The sequence below is a fragment of the Glutamicibacter sp. 363 genome (assembly GCF_052379505.1).
Taxonomy (GTDB): domain Bacteria; phylum Actinomycetota; class Actinomycetes; order Actinomycetales; family Micrococcaceae; genus Glutamicibacter.
Genome location: NZ_JBQSYR010000038.1, coordinates 1 through 24,488, shown reverse-complemented (window position 1 = coordinate 24,488; position 24,488 = coordinate 1). Strand labels below are relative to the sequence as shown.

At 60.9% G+C, this 24,488-nt stretch carries 23 protein-coding genes; 13 read left to right on the top strand and 10 right to left on the bottom strand.

The genetic code is table 11. The features are described 5' to 3' along the window. Nucleotides 1-93 precede the first annotated feature (93 nt). The 4 genes from ACT3UA_RS17335 (at nucleotide 94) to ACT3UA_RS17320 (ending at nucleotide 4,847) form a co-directional block, all read left to right on the top strand. Nucleotides 94-2,646, top strand: a complete 2,553-nt coding sequence (locus tag ACT3UA_RS17335; RefSeq protein WP_444617606.1) for an ATP-dependent Clp protease ATP-binding subunit — start codon at nucleotides 94-96, stop codon at nucleotides 2,644-2,646. A gap of 99 nt (nucleotides 2,647-2,745) precedes the next feature. Further along, a complete protein-coding gene (locus ACT3UA_RS17330) occupies nucleotides 2,746-3,096 on the top strand; it encodes a VOC family protein (RefSeq protein WP_096285549.1) in 351 nt (116 codons plus the stop codon). 77 nt (nucleotides 3,097-3,173) lie between these two features. Further along, entirely contained in the window at nucleotides 3,174-4,088 is a 915-nt protein-coding gene (locus tag ACT3UA_RS17325) for a hypothetical protein (protein WP_444617603.1), read from the top strand. Between the two features lie 96 nt (nucleotides 4,089-4,184). Beyond that, nucleotides 4,185-4,847 carry an alpha/beta hydrolase family protein gene (locus ACT3UA_RS17320; protein ID WP_444617601.1) on the top strand — a complete coding sequence of 221 codons (663 nt, stop codon included), beginning with the start codon at nucleotides 4,185-4,187 and terminating at the stop codon, nucleotides 4,845-4,847. A gap of 159 nt (nucleotides 4,848-5,006) precedes the next feature. Here ACT3UA_RS17320 and ACT3UA_RS17315 read toward each other — a convergent pair whose 3' ends face one another. Together ACT3UA_RS17315 and ACT3UA_RS17310 are read right to left on the bottom strand one after the other, a co-directional pair. Then, a complete protein-coding gene (locus ACT3UA_RS17315) occupies nucleotides 5,007-5,729 on the bottom strand; it encodes an AAA family ATPase (protein ID WP_444617599.1) in 723 nt (240 codons plus the stop codon). Nucleotides 5,730-5,742: 13 nt separating this feature from the next. Beyond that, complete coding sequence (locus ACT3UA_RS17310; protein ID WP_374955692.1) at nucleotides 5,743-7,230, bottom strand: helix-turn-helix domain-containing protein; 1,488 nt, start codon at nucleotides 7,228-7,230, stop codon at nucleotides 5,743-5,745. A gap of 194 nt (nucleotides 7,231-7,424) precedes the next feature. On the opposite strand from ACT3UA_RS17310, the gene ACT3UA_RS17305 reads away from it, so the two are divergent. The 6 genes from ACT3UA_RS17305 to ACT3UA_RS17280 all read left to right on the top strand — a co-directional run bounded on the left by ACT3UA_RS17305 (nucleotide 7,425) and on the right by ACT3UA_RS17280 (nucleotide 14,027). Further along, the gene (locus ACT3UA_RS17305; protein ID WP_444617597.1) at nucleotides 7,425-8,162 is read left to right on the top strand and encodes a thymidylate kinase; all 738 of its coding nucleotides are present in this window, start codon (nucleotides 7,425-7,427) and stop codon (nucleotides 8,160-8,162) included. Between the two features lie 9 nt (nucleotides 8,163-8,171). Next, nucleotides 8,172-8,774 carry a HutD family protein gene (locus ACT3UA_RS17300; RefSeq protein WP_096285559.1) on the top strand — a complete coding sequence of 201 codons (603 nt, stop codon included), beginning with the start codon at nucleotides 8,172-8,174 and terminating at the stop codon, nucleotides 8,772-8,774. A gap of 310 nt (nucleotides 8,775-9,084) precedes the next feature. Then, nucleotides 9,085-10,386, top strand: a complete 1,302-nt coding sequence (aceA, locus tag ACT3UA_RS17295) for an isocitrate lyase (RefSeq protein ID WP_444617594.1) — start codon at nucleotides 9,085-9,087, stop codon at nucleotides 10,384-10,386. Between the two features lie 78 nt (nucleotides 10,387-10,464). Continuing rightward, nucleotides 10,465-12,102, top strand: a complete 1,638-nt coding sequence (aceB, locus tag ACT3UA_RS17290; RefSeq protein WP_444617592.1) for a malate synthase A — start codon at nucleotides 10,465-10,467, stop codon at nucleotides 12,100-12,102. Nucleotides 12,103-12,441: 339 nt separating this feature from the next. Continuing rightward, the gene (locus tag ACT3UA_RS17285; RefSeq protein ID WP_096285565.1) at nucleotides 12,442-12,894 is read left to right on the top strand and encodes a hypothetical protein; all 453 of its coding nucleotides are present in this window, start codon (nucleotides 12,442-12,444) and stop codon (nucleotides 12,892-12,894) included. Nucleotides 12,895-12,989: 95 nt separating this feature from the next. After that, nucleotides 12,990-14,027, top strand: coding sequence for an alpha/beta hydrolase (locus ACT3UA_RS17280; protein ID WP_105650124.1), 1,038 nt, complete (start codon nucleotides 12,990-12,992; stop codon nucleotides 14,025-14,027). Here ACT3UA_RS17280 and ACT3UA_RS17275 read toward each other — a convergent pair whose 3' ends face one another. The 3 genes from ACT3UA_RS17275 to ACT3UA_RS17265 form a co-directional block, all read right to left on the bottom strand. Further along, the gene (locus tag ACT3UA_RS17275) at nucleotides 14,028-14,600 is read right to left on the bottom strand and encodes a histidine phosphatase family protein (protein ID WP_096285569.1); all 573 of its coding nucleotides are present in this window, start codon (nucleotides 14,598-14,600) and stop codon (nucleotides 14,028-14,030) included. A 100-nt stretch (nucleotides 14,601-14,700) separates the two neighbouring features. Continuing rightward, entirely contained in the window at nucleotides 14,701-15,336 is a 636-nt protein-coding gene (locus ACT3UA_RS17270) for an ABC transporter ATP-binding protein (protein ID WP_444617589.1), read from the bottom strand. Next, nucleotides 15,333-17,375 carry a hypothetical protein gene (locus ACT3UA_RS17265; protein WP_105553495.1) on the bottom strand — a complete coding sequence of 681 codons (2,043 nt, stop codon included), beginning with the start codon at nucleotides 17,373-17,375 and terminating at the stop codon, nucleotides 15,333-15,335. The genes ACT3UA_RS17270 and ACT3UA_RS17265 overlap by 4 nt, the downstream gene beginning before the upstream one ends. Before the next feature lie 457 nt (nucleotides 17,376-17,832). Between ACT3UA_RS17265 and ACT3UA_RS17260 the strand changes: the two genes are divergently transcribed. Continuing rightward, nucleotides 17,833-19,161, top strand: coding sequence for an amino acid permease (locus tag ACT3UA_RS17260; protein ID WP_096286007.1), 1,329 nt, complete (start codon nucleotides 17,833-17,835; stop codon nucleotides 19,159-19,161). A gap of 60 nt (nucleotides 19,162-19,221) precedes the next feature. On the opposite strand, the gene ACT3UA_RS17255 is transcribed toward ACT3UA_RS17260, so the two are convergent. After that, nucleotides 19,222-19,881, bottom strand: a complete 660-nt coding sequence (locus ACT3UA_RS17255; RefSeq protein ID WP_255248408.1) for a YoaK family protein — start codon at nucleotides 19,879-19,881, stop codon at nucleotides 19,222-19,224. 87 nt (nucleotides 19,882-19,968) lie between these two features. Between ACT3UA_RS17255 and ACT3UA_RS17250 the strand changes: the two genes are divergently transcribed. Beyond that, entirely contained in the window at nucleotides 19,969-20,625 is a 657-nt protein-coding gene (locus ACT3UA_RS17250) for a DsbA family oxidoreductase (RefSeq protein ID WP_096285575.1), read from the top strand. Nucleotides 20,626-20,676: 51 nt separating this feature from the next. Here the strand turns inward: ACT3UA_RS17250 and ACT3UA_RS17245 are convergent, their stop codons facing one another. After that, nucleotides 20,677-21,309 (bottom strand): LytR C-terminal domain-containing protein, encoded by a 633-nt coding sequence (locus tag ACT3UA_RS17245; protein WP_096285577.1) that lies wholly within the window; start codon nucleotides 21,307-21,309, stop codon nucleotides 20,677-20,679. Nucleotides 21,310-21,374: 65 nt separating this feature from the next. Continuing rightward, the gene (locus tag ACT3UA_RS17240) at nucleotides 21,375-21,674 is read right to left on the bottom strand and encodes a type II toxin-antitoxin system VapB family antitoxin (RefSeq protein WP_176484147.1); all 300 of its coding nucleotides are present in this window, start codon (nucleotides 21,672-21,674) and stop codon (nucleotides 21,375-21,377) included. Nucleotides 21,675-21,933: 259 nt separating this feature from the next. Between ACT3UA_RS17240 and ACT3UA_RS17235 the strand changes: the two genes are divergently transcribed. Further along, nucleotides 21,934-22,974: an isopenicillin N synthase family dioxygenase gene (locus ACT3UA_RS17235; protein WP_096285581.1), complete on the top strand. Its 1,041-nt coding sequence runs from the start codon at nucleotides 21,934-21,936 to the stop codon at nucleotides 22,972-22,974. Between the two features lie 245 nt (nucleotides 22,975-23,219). Here the strand turns inward: ACT3UA_RS17235 and ACT3UA_RS17230 are convergent, their stop codons facing one another. Together ACT3UA_RS17230 and ACT3UA_RS17225 are read right to left on the bottom strand one after the other, a co-directional pair. Continuing rightward, the gene (locus ACT3UA_RS17230; RefSeq protein ID WP_444617585.1) at nucleotides 23,220-23,987 is read right to left on the bottom strand and encodes a response regulator transcription factor; all 768 of its coding nucleotides are present in this window, start codon (nucleotides 23,985-23,987) and stop codon (nucleotides 23,220-23,222) included. A 76-nt stretch (nucleotides 23,988-24,063) separates the two neighbouring features. Beyond that, nucleotides 24,064-24,435, bottom strand: a complete 372-nt coding sequence (locus tag ACT3UA_RS17225) for a VOC family protein (RefSeq protein ID WP_096285585.1) — start codon at nucleotides 24,433-24,435, stop codon at nucleotides 24,064-24,066. Between the last annotated feature and the right edge of the window lie 53 nt (nucleotides 24,436-24,488).

The window sequence follows — 24,488 nt, the reverse complement described above, 5'->3', positions numbered from 1 at the left end:
TATTGTTGCCTTGACCGACATTGCGGGAATAGATTCGCTCGTATTACGTTGAACATGAGCATAGACCACTCAAGTTTCTATTAGGAGGCTCACTTGCCAGCATTTTTCGGCTCCTCGTCAGATGGCTCGTTCGAGGAATTCCTCTCCCGGTTCCTTTCCTCGCGCACCCAAGCCGCGCGACCCATCGACATTACCCGCCTGCTCTCGCAGCGCACCCACGAAGCAGTGTCCATCGCGGCTGCCTTCGCACATGAAAACGGTCATGCAGAAATCGACGCACTGCACCTGCTGGTCGCGCTGCTTCGCACCGAACCCGCTGGCCAGCACTTGAGCGCCATGGGCGTTGATCTGGAAGCCCTGGCCAAAGACGCCATCGAACGCTTGCCGCGTCGGGAAGAAGCCACCGAGAAGCCCTCACGCCTCTCCTCCGCAGCCCAGCGCAGCCTTTTCGATGCCTATCAGGTCGCTCGAAATTACGGTTCGACTTACATCGACCCGGAACACCTGTTCCTCGCCTTTGTCTTCTCCCCCGAATCTCCTGTGGGCGTGCTGCTCGCGCAGCACGGGATCACCGGCCAGTCCCTGCAGCAGGCAGCCATGGAGCAGGCCCAGCGCGCCCAGACGGGAGAGGCAGAGTCCGGCGAAGAGCAAGACGTCTCTATGCTGGAACGCTACGGTACCGACCTGACGGCGCTGGCCTCCGACGGCCAGATCGACCCGGTCATCGGCCGCGAGGACGAATTGGCCCAGACCATTGAGATCCTGGCCCGTCGAACCAAGAACAACCCGGTGCTCATCGGTGAGGCAGGCGTCGGCAAAACCGCCATCGCCGAGGGGCTCGCCCGTGCCATCGTTGCCGATGAAGTCCCGGAGCAGATCCGTGGCGTCCAGCTGATCTCCATCGACCTGCCCGGCATGCTCTCCGGCACCCGGTACCGCGGTGACTTCGAACAGCGGCTGACCGGCCTGCTCGAAGAGGTAGCCGAGGCCGAGGGCCAAACACTGATATTCATCGATGAAATGCACCTCTTGGTCGGTGCAGGTTCCGGCGAGTCCGGAAATATGGACGCCGCGAATATCCTCAAGCCACGCCTGGCCCGCGGCGAGCTGCACTTGATCGGCGCCACCACCCTAGATGAATTCCGCAAGGTAGAGAAGGACTCCGCCCTGGCCCGCCGATTCGGCAAGGTCACCGTGGGAGAACCCTCTCAGGAAGTTGCGCTGGCAATCCTCGACGGGTTGCGCGAATCCTACGAAGACCACCACCAGGTGCAGTACACCCCGGAAGCATTGAAGGCCGCGGTCTCGCTGTCCGCACGCTATTTGACCGACCGGCGCCTGCCGGACAAGGCCATCGACCTGCTCGATATCGCCGGTGCCCGCAGGTCAATCGCCGCAGGCGGTACCGAAGACGTGCAGGCGCTGCGCAACGAACTAGTGGAAGCAGATCGCGATAAGGCTCGAGCCGTCGGCGAGGAACGCTTCGAAGATGCCGGTGCGTGGCGCGACCACATCGCAACACTTACCGAACGCATCGCCGCCGCGGAGCAGGCGGGAGACTCCGGGGTTACCCGCATCGTCGATGAGGCCCAGATTTCCGAGGTGATCTCCCGGTCTACCGGCATCCCGACCTCGCGGATCAACGGAGACGACAAGACCCGCTTGGCCTCCCTTGAGGAGCAGCTGCACGCTTCGGTCATCGGCCAGCATGACGCGGTGGCCGCGGTATCCCGCGCGGTACGCCGTAGCCGTACCGGGTTGGCCCCGGCACAGCGTCCGATCGGTTCCTTCCTGTTCCTCGGTCCCACCGGTGTGGGCAAGACCGAGCTGGCCAAGGCCCTGGCCAACAACCTCTTTGGCTCCTCCGAGTCGCTGGTGCGCATCGACATGAGCGAGTACGGAGAGAAGCACACGGTTTCGCGGCTCATCGGTGCCCCTCCGGGCTACGTCGGCCACGACGAACCCGGGCAGCTCACCGAAAAGGTCCGCCGCAACCCGTATTCGGTGATCCTGCTCGACGAGATCGAGAAGGCCCACCCGGACGTGTTCAACGTGCTGTTGCAGGTACTGGATGACGGTCGGCTGACGGATACCGCCGGACGCACCGTGGACTTCTCCAACACACTGATCCTGATGACCAGTAACCTCGGCGGCGAACACCTCGCCAGCAAGGCCGGCAACTTCGGCTTCACCTCGATCAATGCCGGCAGCGAGAAGGCCGAAATTCGAGCCAAGGTAATGGGCAAGGTACGCGAGTTCATGCGTCCCGAGTTCCTGAACCGGCTCGACGAGGTACTGCTCTTCGGAAAGCTCAGTGAATCCGAGATCGCCCAGATCGTCAAGCTGGTACTCGATGAGACCCGCAAGCACCTGGCGGGGCAAGAACTCAAGCTGCACGTCACCGACGCCGCAATCACTTGGTTGGCAGCCGAGGGCTATGACCCGGAGTTTGGTGCCCGCCCGCTGCGCCGCCTGGTGCAGCGCAAGGTGCAAGACGCCATTGCCGATCTATTGATCGGCGACGAAGTCGCCGCCGGAGACACCATCGAGGTGGACTTCGCCGGAGGCCAGCTCTCGGTTGCCAAGCAGGTTCCGGCCGCAGCCGCGGAACCGGCTGCACCGGTTATGGACTACTTCGGCAGCTAAGACTCCATGAAAACCAGAACCTACAGATCATCGCGATCTGTAGGTTCTGTTTTTCGTTTAAGTCTAGAAACCACTGCCGGCTCGCGGTAGGTTGAGCCCATGCCAAACATCGCCATGATCACCCTCGACGCCCAAGACGAAGTGGCTGCCGCCGAGTGGTGGCGGAAACGTCTCGGAGCCGAATACGCCGGGCAGTACCCGGGGTTCACCATGCTTACCGTCCCGGGCTTCAGCGCCAGGCTCGGATTTCAAAAAGTTGAATCGGTCTCCGCTGATAAGAATCGAGTGCATCTCGATCTAGAAGCCGATGGCGACCGCGAACAAAGCGTCGCCGGCTTTGTGGCCGCCGGCGCGGTCTTGGTTGAAGAACACACCGAGGATCCTAGCTTTGGGTGGAGCGTACTGCGCGATCCCTTTGGCATTACCTTCTGCCTTTCCGACCCGCACTAAGTCACACGCACTTTCCCAACGTGCAGAGCGGCATCGCTTCGATAGACTGATATTTACTCGAGTCTCCGGAGGTTCTCATGCGCTTGCGCTTCATATTCACCGCGGCGCTGGCCGCCCTGGCATTGACCGGTTGCTCGGTTCAAGCAACCCCGCCGCCCGGCGAAACTGCAGGTGTTCCGGCTTCGGCCACGACGTCATCACCTTCGCCAAAACCGAGCCCCGCTGCGGCCGATTCCTCAGCGACGCAACGTTATGATCCTGCGCGCGGCCTAGACGCTAGCGGACAGGACTGGGCCGATTCCAAGATCCAGGCCTGGTTGGATAACTCCGGCATCAAGTCGGTCAAGGGTTTTCTCGGTGCCTACAAGCTCATAAATTCGTGGGATTCACCCAAGCCCGGGCATCTGTCCATTCATCTGGACAACTCATACCGTTTTAATCAGGACGGATCGGCCGATCATCTTGGGGGCCCCAAAGACGAACTGCGGATCATGGGGCGGGTCATGTTCGAAAGCATCGGCGAAAAATCCCCGGAGCTCGAATCAGTCACCTTTGCCACGGAGAACAAGCAGCATTCGGGCACCTTCTCGCGTGCCCGCACCGGAGCGGACCCGGCGGACCGGGAGGCCTGGGCCGAGGAAAAGTACGTGCAGTGGCTCGAAGCAATGAATGATACCTACGAGTCATTCTGCTCAGCGAGCATCAAGAAGATCGAAACCTATCGCGACTGCATTCCCACCGATCCCCACGCCTACATCGATTCGGTCTCTTCCCCGGCAGTTGGCGAGCTAGTCGTGACCCTCGCCACGGGGATCTGGCAGGACAACACCTACGATACCGATTCGATACCCGGCGTCGACTTCGTTTCGGGCAACATGATGCTCAAAATCAACAGCAAAGCCCACGGACCGGAGCAGGTGGAAACTCTCACCGTCAAGGTGCAGGGAACTGAGGAAACGAGTACCGAACACAAAGCTGATTGGACCCAGTAGGCGATTGGTCAGTGGCGGGTTCCGGCCCGCGCATACGAGTCAATGTGGTGAACACCCGGTTCGTGGAACCGAACTATAAGACTTAGCCTTGAAGACATGAACCAGGAATTGAGAATCCCATGGGAAAGCGGAGACCTCACCGCCATCATTGACCACGCGGAGCATCCCAGCGCTTTTCTGATTCTGGCTCATGGATCTGGAGCGGGCAAAGACCACGACTTCATATCGGGGTTTTCCCAAGCAATGGCTAAGCGTGGAGTATCGGTATTGCGTTTTAACTTCCCCTATATGGACGCCGGGAAGAAGTTCCCTGATAAGGCTCCCATTGCCCTAGCGGTGTGGAAACACGTCCGAGAATGGGCCGGCACCCACCTGACAGGCGACCTACCCGTTTTTACCGCCGGGAAATCCTTCGGCGGGCGAATGGCGTCTCTGGCGGTTGCCGAGGACATGCCCACCGAAGCGCTCATTTTTCTTGGGTATCCCTTGCATGCACCCAAGAAGGAAGAAAAGCTCCGCGACGAGCATCTCTACCCGCTGAGCACACCGATGCTTTTCCTCGAAGGAACCCGTGATCCCTTCGCGAACCCGGCAATCATCTCTCGCGTAGTCGCAGGGTTGAACGCCGACTGCGAACTTATCTGGTTCGAGGGCGGTGACCATTCATTCAAGGTTGCCCGTTCCGGTCGCAGCGTCGCCGAGGATGGCGCACAATTGACCGAAGCCACCGAGAAATTCATTCGAAGGCACCTGAACTGATGTCTGGCACATCGCAACACAAAAACAGACGGTATCCGAATGACTGCGTGTACCTTCGGGCAAGGCCAGAACCCCCAGTCGTTTCGGTCCCTGGATCACCAAGCCCCCGGCGGTGATCACCATCTGTTTCACCATCATCGGTGCAGCAATTCTGCGCGGTTACTCCGTCTCCGGCGAGCCGAGGAAAGCGTCCGGATCGGTGAAGAATTCCCGCCAGTTTCTGACCAGTTCCAAGTGGTCGTATTCGCTCTCGCGGAACCCCCAGGAGCCAACCTCCAGTATTCGTGCTCCAGGGAAGGCGGCCAGTACCGGGGAATGGGTGGAGATGAGCACCTGCGAGCCGCGCTCCACGATCCCGCGCAGCCGCTCGATCAACTGCACGCAGCCGGTTAGGGACAGCGCCGACTCGGGCTCGTCGAGGACCCACAGCCCCTTGAGCCGGATCCGTTCCTCGATGAGGTCCAAGTAGGATTCGCCATGGCTGCGCTCATGCAACGCCGATCCCACGCTCGATTCCTCCAAGTACGTGTAGAAGGAATGCATGGTTTCGGCACGCAGAAAGAACCCCTTGCGTGGGGCGGCAGCACCACGGTGAAGTTTCAGCAGCTGCGAGAGGGTGGATTCAGAGGCCCGGGTGGCATGCATGGCGCCGGTGGATCCGCCCTCGGCGTTCAGCCCGTACGCGATGGCCAGAGCTTCGAGCAGCGTTGACTTGCCGACCCCGTTCTCCCCCACCATCACGGTCACCGCACTCAGGTCCAGGCCTTCAAGCAGGAGCTGGCGTACCGGCGGCATCACCATAGGCCAGTGCGCGGGCAGCTCGGCATTCGGCTCGCTGGCCTCGATCCGGCGCACCGGCAAGAACAAATCGCTTCGATTCATCGCCACTTATTGGCTATCTCTGCTGCTGCAAAAAGCGGTAGACCTCGGTCTCATCCACGCCGGGGAAGGCGCCGGTTGGCATGGCGGCCAAGAGGTGGGTGTTGGCACGCGTCGAGGGCCATGCGTTGCCAAACCACTCGCTGGACAGCTCGGCCGGTGGACGCCTGCAGCAATTTTCATCTGGACAGGTCGACTGGCAGCGTTCCTTGGTGTCTCGGCCGCGGAACCATTTCACATGCTCAAAGGGAACGCCAATGGACAGTGAATACAACCCCGAGGAGTGCCGTTCGGTCCGCGCGGTGCACCAATAGGTCCCGTTGACCGTGTCCGTGTACTGCTCGAAGGAGCGGAACTTATCCAGTTGGTCAAAGACCACTCGGCTGGTCCAGTAGCGGCAGATGCTCTGCCCTTCGATGGCGCCGGTATGATCGGCCGGGAAGTTCACCCGGTCATTCTCGTAGGCCTTGTGCAGGATGCCCGATTCGTGGACCTTCTGGAAGTGGCAGGTCATGCCCAGATGCTCGGTGGCCAGATTCGTGAACCGGTGCGCCGCGGTTTCGTAGGAAACCGCAAAGGCATCACGCAGATCCTCAATGGCCAGTTCCCGGTTGGCCTTGGCCCGGCGCAGGAAGGCCGTGGTGGATTTCTCTGGCATCATCAGCGCCGCGGCGAAATAGTTTGTGGCGACGCGCTGGTCCAGGAAGTCCGCATAGCTTGTGGGAGCCTCATGCCCGAGCAGGTAGTGGCCCAGTGCCTGCAAGAGCACCGAGCGCGGATCATGCTCGGAGCGGCTGGTCTGGGTCAGATAGATCCTTTTGTTCTTCAGGTCCGTGACCGATCGAGTCGAGTGCGGGAGATTTCCCACGAACCGGAGGCTGAAGCCGAGATGCTCGGCGATATCGGCCGCGCGATGGTGCGAGAGCGGGCCTTCGTCGTGGCCCACCGCCGCGAGCACCTTGGCCGCTTCCTGCTCGATTTCCTTGTAGTAGTTGTTGCGTTGGCGCATCTCTTGGCGCAATGCCGTGTTGGCTCGACGAGCCTCCTCCGGCGTTGCCGCTTGTTCGTTGAGCCGGCGTTCCAATTCGTGCTGCAGGCCGACAAGGGATTCCAGTACGTCCATCGGCAACCGCGTGCCGACCCGCACCGTGGGCAGGCCCAATGCCTCGTAGAGCGGGCCGCGTTGGGCCCGTTCCAAATCGATTTCCAGCGCCGCGCGACGAGTGGGAGGCTCCGCACCTAGAAGATCATCAACACCTACCTGCAACGCCCTGGCCAGAGACTTCAGCAGGGAAAGCTTCGGTTCGCGTTTGCCGTTTTCGATCAGCGACAGCTGGCTCGGCGCCGTATCGACCAAGGTTGAAACGTCGTCCAGGGTCAACCCCTTGGACTTGCGCAGGTGGCGGATCCGCCGGCCGAGCGCGAGCGTGTCCAGGGCGGCGTCAATGCCCTGATCGGTTTCCGGTTCTTGCGATGAGCTTCGATTCCATGTGGGTGCAGTCACATTCATAGCCTAAGCGAAGAACAGGTAATTTTTCTAGAAATTCGGTAAAAATCGCGTCGATAACGTCGTTTCGTTAGATTATGCGCCAAAGTTTTCGGCTTCTTCGCTTTCACCGCTGAGTTCTGTTTTCGCCCTTGCCTCGGCTGGCCGCTCCGGTTGCCTCCGTTGAACCGCGTCCCGCACAAGCAGCCTTCATGAGATTCACATCGAATTTTCAGCCAGAAATTGGTATCACCACGGCGTTGCCACTCGTTATACGTTTCGAGCACACTGTCCATCCACCAATATTCGAAGGGAGCCGCAAGATCGCCTCCATTGCCATTAGACCCATCACGCCTGCCGTTCGAGCCCCCGCCGAGGATTCCTGCCAGGCCCTGATTATTCTGGGCATGGACGGTGCGGGGAAAACCACCACCATCCGCGAACTGGTGCGCAGCTTGGAGCTCCGTGGCCAAGCTGCCCAAAGCCTGGCAAACCCTGCCGGGCGCCGCTGGCTGACGCGTGCGGAACAAAAGCTCGGGCTCACTATGCCAATAGCCCTTCAGGACGCGATGGAGACGATGATCCGCACCGGCAACATCGCCTTGAACGCTAGGCGAGCTGCGCTGTTCCCGGGCGTGACCGTGATGGACCGCCACCTCTTTTGCCAGCTTGCGCTGCGCAGCATCCGCCAGTTGCCGCACGGACGCTTCCTGACGTGGCTGGCCCGGAACAGCGTGCAGCGGGCGCAGGTGGTCGTCCTAGACGTCGACGTGCGCACCGCTCATTCTCGCATCGTTGCGCGCGGCGAGGATTCGGAAACCTATGCCTTCCTGCACGCCAGCCGGGCAGAGTATCTGCGGCTTGCGGCAACCCACGGCTGGCCCGTCATCGATGCCACGCAGAGCACCGCGCGGGTGGTCGATGAGCTGCTGGCCCTCTGGGAGAAGTAAACTCGAACCATGAGTGAAGCTCCCCAGCAATTCCTGCCAGGTTCCGTCACCCCGCTTGCCCAGAGCAGCAAGAAGCAGTGGGAGCTGGGCCAGGTCCGCCAGATCTGCGCCGGTGAATTGACGGACGGCGGGCAGCTCACCGCGGCATCCCAAGATTCGGGCAGCTGGCAACTATCGATTCGCTCGATCGAAAAGGCCGGGTCCTTCCACAACGCGGGGACCTCGCAGGTGCTCACCCTGCTAGCCGGAGATTTTCTCCAGCTCGACGTCGACGGGCAGGCGCAAGGCCTCGAACCGCTGCGCCCGCTGAAAATCGAGGCAACGCTTCCGGTCTCCACCAGCCAGCCCGCACAGGAGCTGCTGGTTCTGCATCTGCTCACCCGGCCCGAGCGGGTACGCGGCACGGTGCGCATCGTTGAGCTTTCCAAGAAGCGCGAGCAGTACCTCTTCGATGGCCAGCTGGGCATCATGCTGCAGGGCAACGGCGTCCTGACGCTGCACGGCGAAGAGCGCAAGCTCGAACTGCGCGATACCGTCATCGGCGGTGATGCGGCCGAACCGACGATCTCCGGGCGCGGATTCATGGCCGTCGTTTCGCTAGACCTGCCGTAACCGCCATAGATCGCACACACCTGGCTTAGCTGCCTTTGGCGCGCCCACAACCCCAAACCGCCACCACTTCATTCCTCAAGAAAAACACTTCTTCAGATTACGAAGTCTCCAAATCAACCATTTCTGCCATTTTTCACTTATTCATGCGAAAAAACCTACTTTTTTCAGCTTTCTCGAAGAACCGCGAATCTTTCCCTCGAATACCCCTATTCGCCCCCTTGCATCTACGGAAAAGTAAGTGTCACGAAGAAGTTCACCGCATCTCTCCGATTCGGGCGAACACCAACATGTGGGCGAAGGGGCCAGAACAATGACCGAGCAGAATTCGATCGACAACCGCATCGCAACTATCAAAAACGATTGGGCGAACAACCCACGCTGGAGCGGGACCACCCGCGACTACAGCGCAGCCGACGTCGTGAAACTGCAGGGCCGGGTTCAGGAAGAGCACACCCTGGCCAAGCGTGGCTCCGAGAAGCTGTGGAAGCAGCTGACCGAAGAAACCCCGACCGGCGGCTACACCAACGCACTGGGTGCGTTGACCGGCAACCAGGCGGTCCAGCAGGTCAAGGCCGGCCTGCGGGCCATCTACCTCTCCGGTTGGCAGGTCGCCGCGGATGCAAACATTTCCGGCCAGACCTACCCGGACCAGTCGCTCTACCCGGCCAACTCGGTTCCGCAGGTCGTACGCCGCATCAACAACGCGTTGCTCCGTGCAGATGAGATCGAATTCTCCGAGGGCATCCAAAGCGTCGAGGACTGGATGGTCCCGATCGTCGCAGATGCCGAGGCAGGATTCGGCGGCCCGCTGAACGCCTACGAGCTGATGAAGTCGATGATCACCGCCGGTGCCTCGGGAGTCCACTGGGAAGACCAGCTGGCTTCGGAAAAGAAGTGCGGCCACCTCGGCGGCAAGGTGCTGATCCCTACCCAGCAGCACGTCCGCACGCTGAATGCGGCCCGCCTGGCGGCCGACGTGGCCGGCACTCCCTCGGTGGTCATCGCCCGCACCGACGCCGAGGCGGCAACCCTGATCACCTCGGATGTCGACGAACGCGATCAGCAATTCATCACCGGCGAGCGCACCGCGGAGGGCTTCTATAAGGTCCGCAACGGCATCGAACCATGCATCGCCCGCGCCAAGGCCTACGCTCCGTACTCCGACCTCATCTGGATGGAAACCGGAACCCCGGACCTGGAAATGGCCCGCAAGTTCGCCGAATCGGTCAAGGCCGACTTCCCGGATCAGATGCTCTCCTACAACTGCTCGCCTTCCTTCAACTGGAAGAAGCACCTGGACGACGCGACGATCGCCAAGTTCCAGCGCGAACTCGGCGCGATGGGCTTCAGCTTCCAGTTCATCACGCTGGCCGGCTTCCACGCGCTGAACCACTCGATGTTCGACCTCGCCGAGGGCTATGCCCGCGAAGGCATGAGCGCCTACGTCGAACTGCAGGAGCGCGAATTCGCCTCCGAGTCCCGCGGCTACACCGCAACCAAGCACCAGCGCGAAGTAGGCACCGGCTACTTCGACGCGATCGCCACGGCATTGAACCCCAATGCCTCCACCCTCGCTCTGGTCGGCTCCACCGAAGAAGGCCAGTTCCACTAACTCGGACCCCAGCGGTCCGGACGGTGGGGCCGGCATTGACGCCGGCCCCACCGCCCTCAAACTTTTAAGGAAAAGATCATGTCAACCCCCACCTCCCTGAACCCGATCCAGATCACCGCTACCCCAGTGCGCTACCAGGAGCAGATCCTCACCGCACAGGCCCTTGAATTCATCGCCGCCCTGCACCAGGCGTTCGAAGGCCGCCGCGCCGAGCTGATGCAGCGCCGCCAGCTGAATCGGGCGCGCATCGCCAATGGCAAGGACCCGAAGTTCCTGGAGGAAACCCGCCACATCCGCGAAGATTCAAGCTGGCAGGTGGCCCCGATCTCTCCGGGCCTGGAGGACCGCCGGGTGGAGATCACCGGACCGATCGAGCGCAAGATGGCGATCAACGCGTTGAACTCCGGCGCGAACGTGTGGCTGGCCGACATGGAAGACGCCTGCTCACCGACCTGGCAGAACGTGATCAAGAACCAGGTGAACCTGCTGCGCGTGCTGGACGGCGAGCTCGACTTCACCGCCCCGGACGGCCGGGACTACAAGCTGCACAGCTACGAGCTGTCGCAGCTGCCAACCATCGTGGTCCGCCCGCGTGGGCTGCACCTGCCGGAGAAGCACCTGCTGATCGACGGGACGCCGATCGCCGGCGCCTTTGTCGACTTCGGCCTGCATTTCTTCCACAACGCCCAGCGGCTGATCGATTCGGGCCGCGGCGCCTACTACTACCTGCCGAAGCTGGAGAACCACCTGGAGGCGCGGCTGTGGAACGACGTGTTCCTGCTGGCCCAACAGCTGCTGGGCATCGATCGCGGCACCATCCGCGCCACGGTGCTCATCGAGACCATCACCGCGGCCTTCGAGATGGAGGAGATCCTCTACGAGCTGCGTGAGCACTCGGCCGGGCTGAACGCCGGACGCTGGGACTACATCTTCTCGATCATCAAGAACTTCCGTTCCCGCGGCCCGCGCTTCGTCTTCCCGGACCGGGACCTGGTGACCATGACCAGCCCGTTCATGCGCGCCTACACCGAGCAGCTGGTCCGTGCCTGCCACCGCCGCGGCGCCAGCGCCATCGGCGGAATGAGCGCCTTCGTGCCCAGCCGCAAGGACGCCTCCATCAACCAGCTCGCCTTCGCGAAGGTCTCCGAGGACAAGTCCCGCGAGGCCAACGACGGCTTCGACGGCTCCTGGGTGGCCCACCCGGACCTGGTGCCGGTGGCCCGCGAGGTGTACGACGAGGTTTTGGGCGCCAACGCGAACCAGATCTCCCGGACCCGCGAGGACGTGGAAGTTTCCGAAAGCGAGCTGCTGAACGTGGCAGGCCTGGAGGGCCGGATCACCGAGCGCGGGATCCGCGAGAACATCGAGATCGCCATCCGCTACATCGAGTCCTGGCTGCGCGGCAACGGCGCGGTGGCGCTGCGCAACCTGATGGAGGATGCGGCCACCGCGGAAATCTCCCGCTCCCAGCTGTGGCAGTGGATCCACCAGTCGGCCATCACCGACACCGGCGAGATCATCACCCGCCGCTGGGTGCAGGATCTGGCCGAAGAAACCATGGAGCGGATCGAGCGCTTCGAGGGGGACCGCTTCGAGCAGGCGGTGGAGATCTTCGAGGCCAGCGCGCTGCGCGACGACTTCCCGACCTTCCTGACCAAGAACGCCTACCTGCGCTACCTGGACACCCCGGCTCCGGCCTACGAGATAGCGGGCTAGTCCAGGACACCAACTCGGCTGCACGCGCCTGAACTCAACAAGCGAAGCGGTACGGCCACGAATTGCGGCATTCATCGGATGGTAACCAGCCCATCCGGGGGATGCCGTTTTTCGTGCCCCGTAGTTGCCACGCCATGCTAGGCATTGACCGCTCGACCTCTGGCGCTTCTCGTTCGCAAAGCGGAATTGAAATCCGAAAATGAGTTGATCATCGCGTTCCAAGCAGCTGGAATTCCATATGACCTTGCGAAGGACGCGGCGTGGGTCATCATGAACATCATCATCTAGTTGATACCAGCCAGATGGTAAGTTAGACGTTTTAAATGGTATGGAGAATTTGTGGCTGAAACTACCGACGACGATAAACCTTTGAACAAGGCCATCGCGATTTTCTGGGTGATACTGGTTCTCTTTGCAGTCTTGGTGTTCATCTCGCTTCCGCTTTCGGCGGGCATCGGAAGTTCAATTTTGATTTTTGGAATGGAACAAGTTCGTCAAGATATTGCTGGTTGGTTCGTTTACTGGGCGATGGGCACGTTGCTTGCGACTGCGATTGTCGCCGGAATCATTGAAGCTGTACTCAAGTCGAAACTTCCAGGCAACAAGCCTCTTCGAGAAGCCGCATCATGGTCCACCGGATTTGTTGTCATGACTGTTTGCTACTCGGGATTTTTCTACTCTTGGGTGGCTTGTGTGGTTGCTTCAGCAGTCTCAGCATTGTTGTTCATCTTGTTGCTGTGGATCGTCAAGAAGTTTCCTGCACCTAGGCGACCCACGTCGCAAGCGGACTGAGCACTACCAATATACGGCCACGAATAACGGCATTCATCGGATGGTAACCAGCTCATCCGGGGGATGCCGTTTTTCGTGCCCCGTAGGATGTTTCCATGGCCTTCCAATTTCGTTCCCCCGCCGCCGGCCGCTGGGAGGCGGACCTCCTGGGCGAGGGCTTCGCCCGGCGCACGCTCCCGCTGTCCGACGGGTCAACCGCGACGCTGATCCGCCACCGCCCGAAATCCGCGCGGCCGCAATTCGCCCCGCCCTTGCGCGGGCTGGCGATCCTCTACGTGCACGGCTGGTCCGACTACTACTTCCAGCGCGAATTGGCGCAGTTCCTGAGCACCGCGGGAGCCGACTTCTACGCGCTGGATCTGCGCAACTACGGGCGCAACCTCACCGCGGACAGCACCCCGGGGTTCATCACCGATCTGGAGGACTACTTCGAGGAATTCGATGCGGCGCACCGGATCATCTCCAGCGCCCACCCGGGAACCCGCTTCGTGATGCTCGCCCATTCCACCGGCGGGCTGAGCGCCGCCCTGTATGCCGCGGCGCACCCGGCAAAGGTGGACGCGCTGGCGCTGAACAGCCCCTGGCTGGAATTCCAGGCCTCCGAGTTGGGGCGCACCGCCCTGGCGAAGCTCCTGGCGGTGGCCAGCGGGCGCAATCCGCACCGGAACCTGCCAACCATCGACCCGGGCTTCTACACCCGCACCGTCTCAAACCGCTTCGAGGGCGAATGGGACTATGACCTGCAATGGCGTCCGGCCAACGGATTCACGCTCAGCACCGGATTCATCTCCGCGGTATTCGCCGCCCAGGCGAAGGTGAAAAAGGGGTTGGAGCTGCGCCAGCCGGTGCTGGTGATGCTCAGCGCCCGGGACTACCTGCTGCCGCGCTGGAGTGACGCGGCCACCCGCTCAGATGTGGCGCTGAACGTGCAGGTGGTCGCGCAGCGCAGCATCAACCTGGGCCGCGAGCTGCACCTGGTGCGGCTGCCCGATGCGCTGCACGACGTGTTCCTCTCCGCCGCGCCGGTGCGCTCCGCGGCCTACCTGCGCCTGGGTTCCTGGTTGGCCACGGTCAAGAACCGGCAGGCCGACTCGTCGCTTGCGCGCAGCGTGCGGCGCACCGTGGGCGGCTAGCTACGGTGCGGTGACCGGAGGCTGCGGCACCCGGTCGTTGACCAGTTCCAGCTCCCAGCCCGCGGCGCGGCGGGCGAGGATCGCCACCGAGCCGTTGCGGATGGTATCTAATTTGTAGCCGGCGAAATGCGAGAGCGTGTAGCGGATGATCGTGCCGTGGCAGACCACCGCGACGTTCTGCCCCGGGTAGTCCGCGGCGATCTGCTCGATCGCGCGCAGCCCGCGGTCCACCACCGATTCCAGCGCTTCGATGCCCCCGCCCAGCTTGCCCGGCCAGCGCTCCGCCGCCTCGGTCTCCAGCACCCCTTCGCCCTCGCCGTAGTCCCGCTCGATCAGCAGATCGTAGGCCGGGCCGAGCTCCAGCCCCAACCCGTCGGCAATAATCTGCGCCGTTTCCCGCGCGCGGCTCAGCGGGGAGGAAACAATGACGTCCCAGCGTGCGGCGCCAAGGACCTCAACTGCATCGCGCGCCTGCGCCCGCCCGGTGTCGTTCAATGCGATATCGCTGCTGCCCTGCAACCGCCCTTCGAGGTTCCAGCGAGTCTGACCGTGTCTGATGAATCCAAGTTCCATAGGGTTATTCTCCCACCGCGGGCCAACATAATTAACGCGTCCCAGGTGCCTGCCCCTGAGTCCGGCCTCTATTCTGACCCAAACCGGTGACAGCGTATACCTAGCTCAATTCCAGAACCGTGTCGCAATGGTTCATCACAGCCGTCGAATGCGTTGCGATTAACACGGTGGCTCCCCCAGCTGCGATATTACGAAGCTCCTTCATCACCATGGACTCATTAGTGCTGTCCAACGCGCCGGTAGGTTCATCAGCTAAGACTAGCGCAGGGCGTTTAACGATCAGTCTGGCTAAGGCCACCCGCTGTTGTTCGCCACCGGAAAGGGAATAGACCATCTCTTTACCCCGCCCGCCGAGACCTACATGTTCCAGGGCTCCGTCAAAATCGGTCGTTCGGATCTTCGCTTTTCCCGCAGGTGCCAATGCAACTTCGAGGTTATCCTGAATCGTTGAGCTTTCGATCAGCGCATAGTTTTGGAACATGTAACCCAATGAGTCCCGCCGAAAGCGCCGTTGTTCTTGGCTGGAGAATGCCGAAATTTTCTCACCACCAACAATGAGGCTTCCGCCATCTAGTCTTTCAAGCAGGCCTAGACAGTTCAAAAGAGTCGATTTCCCTGATCCAGAAGCCCCCATCACCGCCATCAACTGCCCGGTCGGCACGCTAAAAGTCAGGTTACGAAATAGCGTCTTGGAACCGAAAGATTTCGTGGCCCCGTGAACTTCGATAGTGCTCATGCGGTTTCCTCACTATGGGTACGAATCAGGCGTTGAGTCTTAGCGTGCACCACAGCAAAAAGCAGCAACAGATTAATAAGGGCGACACCCAGAACCACTACAGGCTGCCATTGGGCGACGGCCAAATCACTGGCTGCATGGGACACCTCGCCGAAGGACTTCGCACGAACAGCAGTCCAAATTCCTGTCACCGCCGCCCATCCGACGGCTAGCGCTAAGACAACAGCTTCACCTTTGATGAGCCACCGGTGGGTGGACCAGAAAGACCAGCCGTTCAGATATCGCACCAAGATCGTTTGCGCATTGGACCGGACATGAATCTGCGCCATTCCAACTGCGGTAGCGAGGAGCACCAGCAGTGCTACGACGGCGCATACTGCCTGAAAGCGAAGTCCTTCCTGGCGCGTCGCGGATTCGTCGGCGGCCATTTGAGCGATCGGGAGGTAGGCAGAAATCCACGTTCCCAAGAATTCTGGGGGTGTATCGATTCGGGCTTGTTCTGCATCCGCCATCAAGACTAGTCCTCTGCTGGCTTGCCCCATGTATTCATCGTCCGCGATGAACCCGGAGTTGGCACCGATACCGACAACGATAGCGTTATTCAGATGACTTTCCTTGTTTGGGCGATCGGCCGCGCTGCCGTAGAGGAAGTGTCTCTGAGCATCACGCAGCGTCACAGTACTTATCGTGGGTAATTGGCTACCCCCATAGTTTTCCAGCAGTGCACTTTCCACCTCTTCAGCCGAGCGCTTGGAGTATTCGGGGACCATAATGACAACTTCGTCGTCCGGGACACTGGTTATTTGCTGCCCTTGCGCATCAAGGACTCGGTTGCGTTGCAGATAGCCTCGGTTGACTAGCAGCACCTCGTCTTGAAGCGTGGTGTCTGCCGAGTGTTCTGCCAGCGTGCTCACCATGATGGTGTGCCCCAGACGGTCTTGCTCTTTAAGCCAAATCCCAGTGTCGAAGGCTAATTTGTCTATCTGTTGCGGAGCAAAAAGTCCCTCAAAGACAATCTTTGCCACGTTGCCTACGTCGGCTAGAGAATCCTGGTTTCTCTGTGCTTGCGCGGCCGCGCTACTGGCAGCGAATGCCGAGGCGATAAGTGATACCGCCAAGATGATGCTCGGGATTCGTAGAATATAGGTGGCTGGCACCGCAACCTTGAACCCGAATTTTCCTTTGATCGCGTCGAGAATTTTCACGTCGAACGCCAAATGTAGCGCCCCAATATGCAAACATGTGATGACCAGCAGCATGAGCCCCACGAGGCTGAACGCCGTTTCCAGATATCTCCCCAGCTGGTTCCATCCGTTGTATAGCAGTAGCCCCAGCAATGCTGCCGTGAAGCCCAAGGCAAGAATGACCGTGATGGCAACTATCTCTTGCCGGGAATCTCGTTTTAAGGCTGTATTGATGGTGCCGCCATGCAACCGTAAAATCGCGTAGTGCTTGGCCCGTGAAAGAACCGAAAAACCGGTCAATAAGGCCACGAGCAATAAGGCAACGATCGTTGCCGGCCCTAAGAAGCCAAAGAAAATTTCGCCGGCAAGGGCCGGAAATGAGGTGCCGGACTTGTACGTCTCTACCGAATAACCCAACTCGGTGAAGTCTTGCTCAACCATGCGCAGCGCGGCCGAATTGCCGAAGATGAAGTATTCTCCGCGCGGATCCATCCCATCAAGGTCAGTTGCTGCGTGAACGATAGTGCTGACGCTCTGGCTGAATTGCGGGAAACCGGTGTCCAACCACTGCGCCTCTTTTTGGGCGTTGTTGCCACTGGCCAGATAGAGGTGACGCACCGATGCATCATGCAAGTCACGATTTTCACGCACGATGATTGAGCCGGACTCTGCAGCGGATCCCTGGACCAGTTCGCATAGTCCTTGGTTGCCGGACATAGTCTCCGTACCCGAGACGAGAATTCTGCTAGCGCCCGCCAGCGTCGACTCATCAATGGACTTTGTAAGCATAAAAGACACAAATAACGAGTACAGAAGGGCTACTGCGACAGCTAGTCGTAGTCCGGTATTTTTCATTTGTTCTTTCTGCCGGCGGTTGTCTCCGGTTGCCGGAGTCCGAACTCATGCGATCCGCTGTCTACCATTGCTCCGCACAACATACGCGCTTCAATATACCTGAGCTGGATCTATTGAACTTTGGCACAACACGTTGCTGACCAGATAAAACGTCTTTATTCACAGCACACAAGGAGCGGTCAATGATCGATTTTTGAACTGCTCCCGCTTAATCATCCGAACATCGCGGAATCAGTGGTCTCCCCATCGCAGATGAGCTATCTCACGATAGAGCTTGGCCACAAACAACCCCGTCCAGCATCATGCACCACGTAAAATTCTTGAGGCACCAGCTGGCTTGAACCTTCAAGTCTCCGGCCGCAGATCACATGCACCTCAAAGTAGATCCGAGTATTTCATCGTGACCGATATCAAGGCGTCCCTCGCCCGCGGGCTCACGGCCCGCCACATCCGCTTCATGGCCCTCGGCTCGGCCATCGGCACCGGATTGTTCTACGGCTCCTCCGCCGCCATCCAGGCAGCCGGCCCGGCCGTGCTCTTCGCCTACATGATCGGCGGCGCGGCGGTTTTCATCGTCATGCGCGCCATGGGCGAGATGGCCGTCAAGCATCCGGTCTCCGGATCCTTCGCCCACTACGCCTCGCGCTACCTGGGCCGCTTCGCCGGGTTCGTCACCGGGTGGACGTTCACCTTCGAGATGGCGATCGTGGCGATCGCCGACGTCACCGCCTTCGGCATCTACATGCGCTTCTGGTTCCCGCAGGTGCCGCAGTGGATCTGGGTGCTGGCCGTGGTGCTGCTGATTGCCGCGATCAACCTGATGAAGGTCAAGGTCTTCGGCGAAACCGAATTCTGGCTGGCGGTCATCAAGGTCACCGCGATCATCGCGATGATCGTCGGCGGCGCGGCGCTGATCCTCTTCGGCTTCAGCGCCCCGGACGCCGAAACGGCCACCGGCTTTGCCACGCTGATGAGCGCCGGCACGCTGTTCCCCAACGGCTTCATGGGCCTGCTGCTGTCCTTCGCGGTGGTGATGTTCGCCTTCGGCGGCATCGAAACCATCGGCATCACCGCCGGCGAAGCGGAGGATCCGGGCAAGTCGGTGCCCGCGGCGATCAACACCGTGCCGTGGCGCATTCTGCTGTTCTACGTGGCTTCGCTGGCGATCGTGATGATGCTCTTCGACTGGCGCCAGATCGACGGTTCGGCCTCGCCGTTTGTGCAGATCTTCGACGCGCTGGGCCTCCCGGCGGCCGCTCACGTGCTCAACGCTGTGGTCATCACCGCCGCGGTGTCGGCGATCAATGCGGACACCTTCGGCGCCGGGCGGATGATGTTCGCGATGTCCCGCGAGGGCCACGCGCCGGCTTCCTTCGCGAAGATCTCACGCCACGGGGTGCCGTGGATGACGGTGCTGACCATGTCCATCGTGCTGCTGGTCGGCGTGCTGCTCAACGCCCTGCTGCCCGAATCGCTGTTCATGATCATCGCCTCGATCGCGACCTTCGCCACCGTCTGGGTGTGGATCATGATCCTCACCTCCTATTTGGCGATGCGCCGCCAGGAAAAGTCCGGCGTCGTGGTGGACCGCGAATTCGCGGTTCCCGGGGGCACCGCCAGCGCCTGGATCGCGCTGGTATTCATGGCCTTCGTGGTTGTGCTGCTGGCCCTGAGCGCCGAGACCCGCATTGCGCTCTACGCGGGCGCCGGCTGGCTGGTGCTGCTCGCGGTGGCTTACAAGTTCCTGGTCCGCACTCCGCAGGCCGGGCTGGTTTCCAGCAAATAAGTTTCGGAGAACGCCACATGATGCACCCGCGGACCGCTCCGGTCCGCGGGTGCATCGCGGTTAAATGGTGGTGCTATCCATCCGGCGTTCGCGCCACAGCCCGAGGCTGGCCCAGGCCAGCATGCCTCCGGCCACCAACCACAGGGCTGACAATCCCAGCTGCAGATAGGCGAAGGCCCCGCAGACCGAGCCGAGGGTGATCATCGCCCAGAGGATCGCGTAGGGCACCCATAGCGCACGGTTGGCCCCGGACAGCGCCCCGGCCAGGTGCTGGCCGAGTTTCACCAGCGTGCCGGTCATATAGGTCAGTCCCAGCGAGACCTCCCCGGAGCGCGTGTAGCTGACGTTGACCGCGCCCATGGCGGCGGCCAGCAGGCAGGCGGTCAGCACATTTCCGGCCGCACCCAGTACGGCCGCGCACAGCAGCAACGTGGCGGATAGATACATCACCCGGGGCCGCCGGTAGCGTCTGGCCCGGGCGGAAAGCAGGGTTGCGAGCATGACTCCGAGGACAAAACTCGCCACGAATCCCATGGCCAGCAACCATCCGCTCGCGTCCCCGGTGGCCAGGGCCGCGGAGGACCGGGTGGAATTCCCGGACATGAAGGAGAGGAAGTACCCGGAGAAGTGCAAGAACCCCACCCCGTCGACGAAGCCCGCCATCATGGTGATTCCGCCGGCAAAAATAACGCCCTTATAGCTCAACGACTTGGCCATCATCCTCCTGACGGTGCATAGGTTCTGCCTATTCCATCTTGCCATCGCCGCGGCGGGAATGTTGCACGGCGGCTAATTGTTGAAGCTTTCATGAGTGAAAAACGAGTCCGTGTGGACATCTGGTCCGATATCGCCTGCCCCTGGTGCTTCATTGGCAAGCGCCGCTTCGAAAAGGGCGTTGAACAGTTCGAATTCTCCGAGAACGTCGACGTCTTCTGGCACGCCTACCAGCTGGACCCCACCCTTCCGGAGCGCTATGACGGCGACGAGGTGCAGTACCTCTCCGAGGTCAAGGGCATGGATCCCGAGCAGGTCAAGGGGATGCTGGCGCATGTCACCGAACAGGCGGCCGGCGAAGGGCTGGACTACAACTTCGACGCGCTGCGCCCGGCGAACTCCTTCACCGCGCTGCGCCTGCTGGAACACGCAAAGACCGAGGGCAAGGGCAGCGAGCTGAAGGAGACGCTGCTTTCGGCGCACTTCGAACGCGGCCTGGACACCGGGGACCGCCAGGTTCTGTCGGCGCTCGCGGCCGAGGTGGGGCTCAACGCGGCGGCGGTGCGGGAGACCCTCGGATCGACGGCCTACACCGAGGAAGTGAACGCGGACATCGCCCAGGCACGCCAGTTGGGCATCAGCGGAGTGCCGTTCTTCGTGATCGACGGCAAATACGGGATCTCCGGGGCGCAACCGGCCGAGGCCTTCACCAATGCGCTGACCCAGGCGCATGCCGGAGCGGTGAACTAGCTTCGCGCACCGGCTGAGCGCACTGACAGCCCCCGGGGATCTTCGCCGCCGCTATTCCGACTCGGCGCAGTGCAGCTTTCCGGGGGCGTCATTGAGCTTTCGTTCCTTCTCCAGCCCCTCGAACTTCGCCCCGACCTCCAGGTCGATGCGCGCGTCACGGCGTTCCTTGTCGAAGACGAACACCGCCCCGGGCAACTGGCGCTGAACGCTCAGCGCCTGGGCATACCCCTTGGGGCCGGCGATCACCGCACCCACCTCGTCGGCGTAGTCGCTCGCGGATTCGGTGATCGAGGTGATGGTGAAGCCGCGCTCCTCGAGCGTTTCGGCGGTCGCCCCGGCCAGCCCCGGTTTTCCGGTGGTATTCAGCACCCTGACCTGCACCGAGGCCGGATCCTGCACCTTGAACTCAACGTCGGGGCATACCGGATTTTCGATGTCGACCGGCGCATCGGCCACCGCGTCCTCCACCGGCTCCTGGGCCAGCGGCCAGTTCCCGGTAAAAATCAGCACCGCGGCCACAAAGCCGAGCACAACGAGCGATGCCATCACGGAGAACACCACGTTCTGCCGGGTGCGGCGGCGTTTCTTGGCCTGCAGATCCGATTGGAAGGCTAGCTCGGATTCGCTGACGATATGCTGCCCATGCCAACTGCTTGGATCACGACGATCCTTCGGCTCGGTCATTGGCCTACCTTCCCTGCGCACCTTTCGGCCTGCGCCCTGAGGCTATCTTGATCCGAGCCTACCCGTTAGGCGTCCAAATCCAACACCCTTGCGTGCAGCACCGATCGATGGTGCAAGGCCGAGCGCAGCGCCCGATGCAGCCCATCCTCCAGATACAGCGTTCCCTGCCAGAGCACCACGTGGGGGAAAAGATCTCCGTAGAAGGTCGAGTCCTCCGAGAGCAGCGCCTCCAAATCGAGCACAGTTTTCGTGGTCACCAGTTCGTCGAGCTTCACCTGCTGCGGCGGAATTTCGCTCCACTGCCGAGAGGTAGTTAATTGATGCTCTGGGTAAGGGCGCGAAGCGCCAACGGCTCGGAAGATCACCTTCCAAGCATATGGAACCCCACCGGCAAAAACACATTCCCAGGCGTTGGGGCGCATTATTCATCGCGGACGCCTAGCGCGTGAACAGGTGACGGGCAGTGCCGAGAACACCCGGCGAAAACCCCTTGGAAGATTCGCCAGCGCGTAGCTTGCGCCTCTATGAAGCAAAAAGCAAGGATTGTTACGACGGGAGAAACTTGGAGGAACCCGGCGTAACGGACGCTAGTAACAATTGAGTTTTTGGGTGCAGTCTAGGGATATGAACAACGTAGTCACCGAGATCCCAGTCCTCGACATCTCAACCTCACGCAACGCCGACGGAAGCTTCAACGAAGCCTTCGTCGCAGCACTGCGCGATGCCGCGCACCGCGTAGGGTTCTTCCAGATCGTTGGCTACGCCTCACATGCGAACCAAGACCAGGAACTGCTGGATACGATTGCCGAGTTCTTCAAGAAGCCCGTCGCTGAGAAGATCAAGCTCGATAACCGCAACAGCGCCCAGTTCCGCGGCTACACCCGCATGGGCACCGAAATCACCCGTGGCCGAGCCGATGCCCGCGAGCAGATTGATTACGGACCGGAGCGCGAGACCCTGTCCGAGGTCCCTGCCGACAAGCCTTATTTGAACCTGCAGGGCCCCAACCAGTTCCCGGCAGATTTCCCGCAGCTTGAGGAACGTGCCCTGGCGTGGGCCGAGCTGATGAACCAGACCGGCCACGAGCTGCTCTCGGCCATCGCAGTGGGCCTGGGCCTGCCCGAAGAGCACTTCGACGAGCCATTCGCTGACACCCCGTCATGGATGGGCAAGCTGGTGCACTATGTTTCCGGCGACGTCGTACCCGACGCCGGCAACCAAGGCGTGGGCCTGCATGCGGACTACGGCTTCGTGACCCTGCTGCTTCAGGACCAGGTTGGCGGACTGCAGGTGCAGCCCTACGGCCAGGAGGAATGGATTTCGGTGCCTCCGACCCCGGGCGCGCTGGTGGTAAATCTCGGCGAGATGCTCGAAGTGGCCACCGACGGCTATCTGATGGCCACCATCCACCGAGTGGTCGCCCCGCCAGCTGGCGTCGACCGCTACTCTGTGCCGTTTTTCTACTCCCCGCGCCTCGACGCGGTGGTCGACAAGGTGCAGCTTCCGGCGGAGCTTGCGGCCGTAGCCCGCGGCGTATCGGATGATCCGCATAATGCAATGCTCGCCTCTTACGGTGCGAACGTTCTCAAGGGCTGGCTACGCGCCCACCCGCAAACCGCTGCCATTCACTACCCGGAACTGAGCAGCAAAAAAACCAGCGCTTAGCCGCAGGCGGCCCCACCATGCGTGAAGGCTTCGACTTGGTATTGCGCTACCATTTCGAAGCCTTCACGCACTTAAATGGGTACCAGTAATGATTGCCGCCTTGCGCGGCAGCCAGTTAATCCCCCAAGATCCAACCTCATTCGGCACAGCACCCCTATGGCACAAGGCCATGGTGATTATTCTGCTCGATAATCCTCAAGGGTTGATTATCGAATGCTCAAGATCAGCTCAATGTTTCGCTGCGGCTAGGAACGCGAGTTCTGCTCGCCGACCATCCGGTATCCAACCCCGCGCACCGTCTCGATCCACAGTTCCGTTCGCGCCGAATCGCCCAGTTTTCGTCGCAGATTTGCGATATGCACTTCAATGCTTCGCACGGCGGCGGGTGACACGTATAGATCCACCGCACCTGCCCCATCCTCGTCATTCAGCATTCGGGCCAGTTCCTTCTTGCTCCGCACATGCCCTGGGTGCAGCAGCAACGCGCGCAGCAAGGAAAATTCGGTAGCGGTCAGCTCCACCGGCTCTGCATCGATCATTACCTGCCACGTCACGACGTTCAACGTGAGATTCCGATGGCTAAGTATCCGACCCGCCTGGCTCTCGCCTAAGGCCAGCAACCTACCGGTGGTGGCCTGGCGGCGCACAAAGGAATCGAGTCGCGCCCTGAATTCCCGCTCACGCAACGGCTTGGCCATCACGCCGTCGGCCCCCGCGTCAAAGGAGTGCACTACGTCGAATTCTTCATCGGAATCAAGCACCGCAAGCAAATGGGCACTAACGCGATTCGAGAGTCGGCGCAGGGTCTCATGGCCGTCGATGTCCCGAAGTCCGGAGCCAACCACAATCACCTGAGGGTTGATTCGTTCGGCTAGCTCTACTCCAATTTCTCCAGAGGACGTCTCGTGCACGACAAATCCAACTTGTTTTAGCAGGCGCGACAACACCGCGCGAACCTCAAACTCGTGCTCGATAACTACGGCTTTACGGACGTCCCCTGCCAAGCTAGCCACAACCCCCATTTGGTGACACGGATCACGCATTGCGTGAAGATCCATGCTACCGGATGGAGGCGTTCTTCGCGTCTGCCTAGGCCTCCTGCTCCGACAAAACGCAGAATTCATTGCCTTCCGGATCAAGCAAGACGATCCATGGGAAATCGCTGGATTCGACTTCCGCATATTTCGCTCCGAGCCCCAAGAGCCGCTCAACCTCTTCGTCTTGCGTGCAGTCGACCGGGCGCACATCAAGATGTACGCGGTTCTTGATGGTTTTCTCCTCCGGCACCTGAGCGAAGGCCAAGACCGGAGCATGCGAATCTTTAGTTGCCTCGGCAGGACCTATCGTCACCAGGCCAGCTTCTTCGCTGAGCACCGAATAATCGAAGACCTCGCCCCAAAAACGGGCGATCAGTACCGGATTCTTGCAGTCAATGGCCAGTTCTGCGAACCTGCAACCCATTTTCAATCTCCCACATGACGGAGGAAAAGCGATTTACTGTCCCCTCGATTACC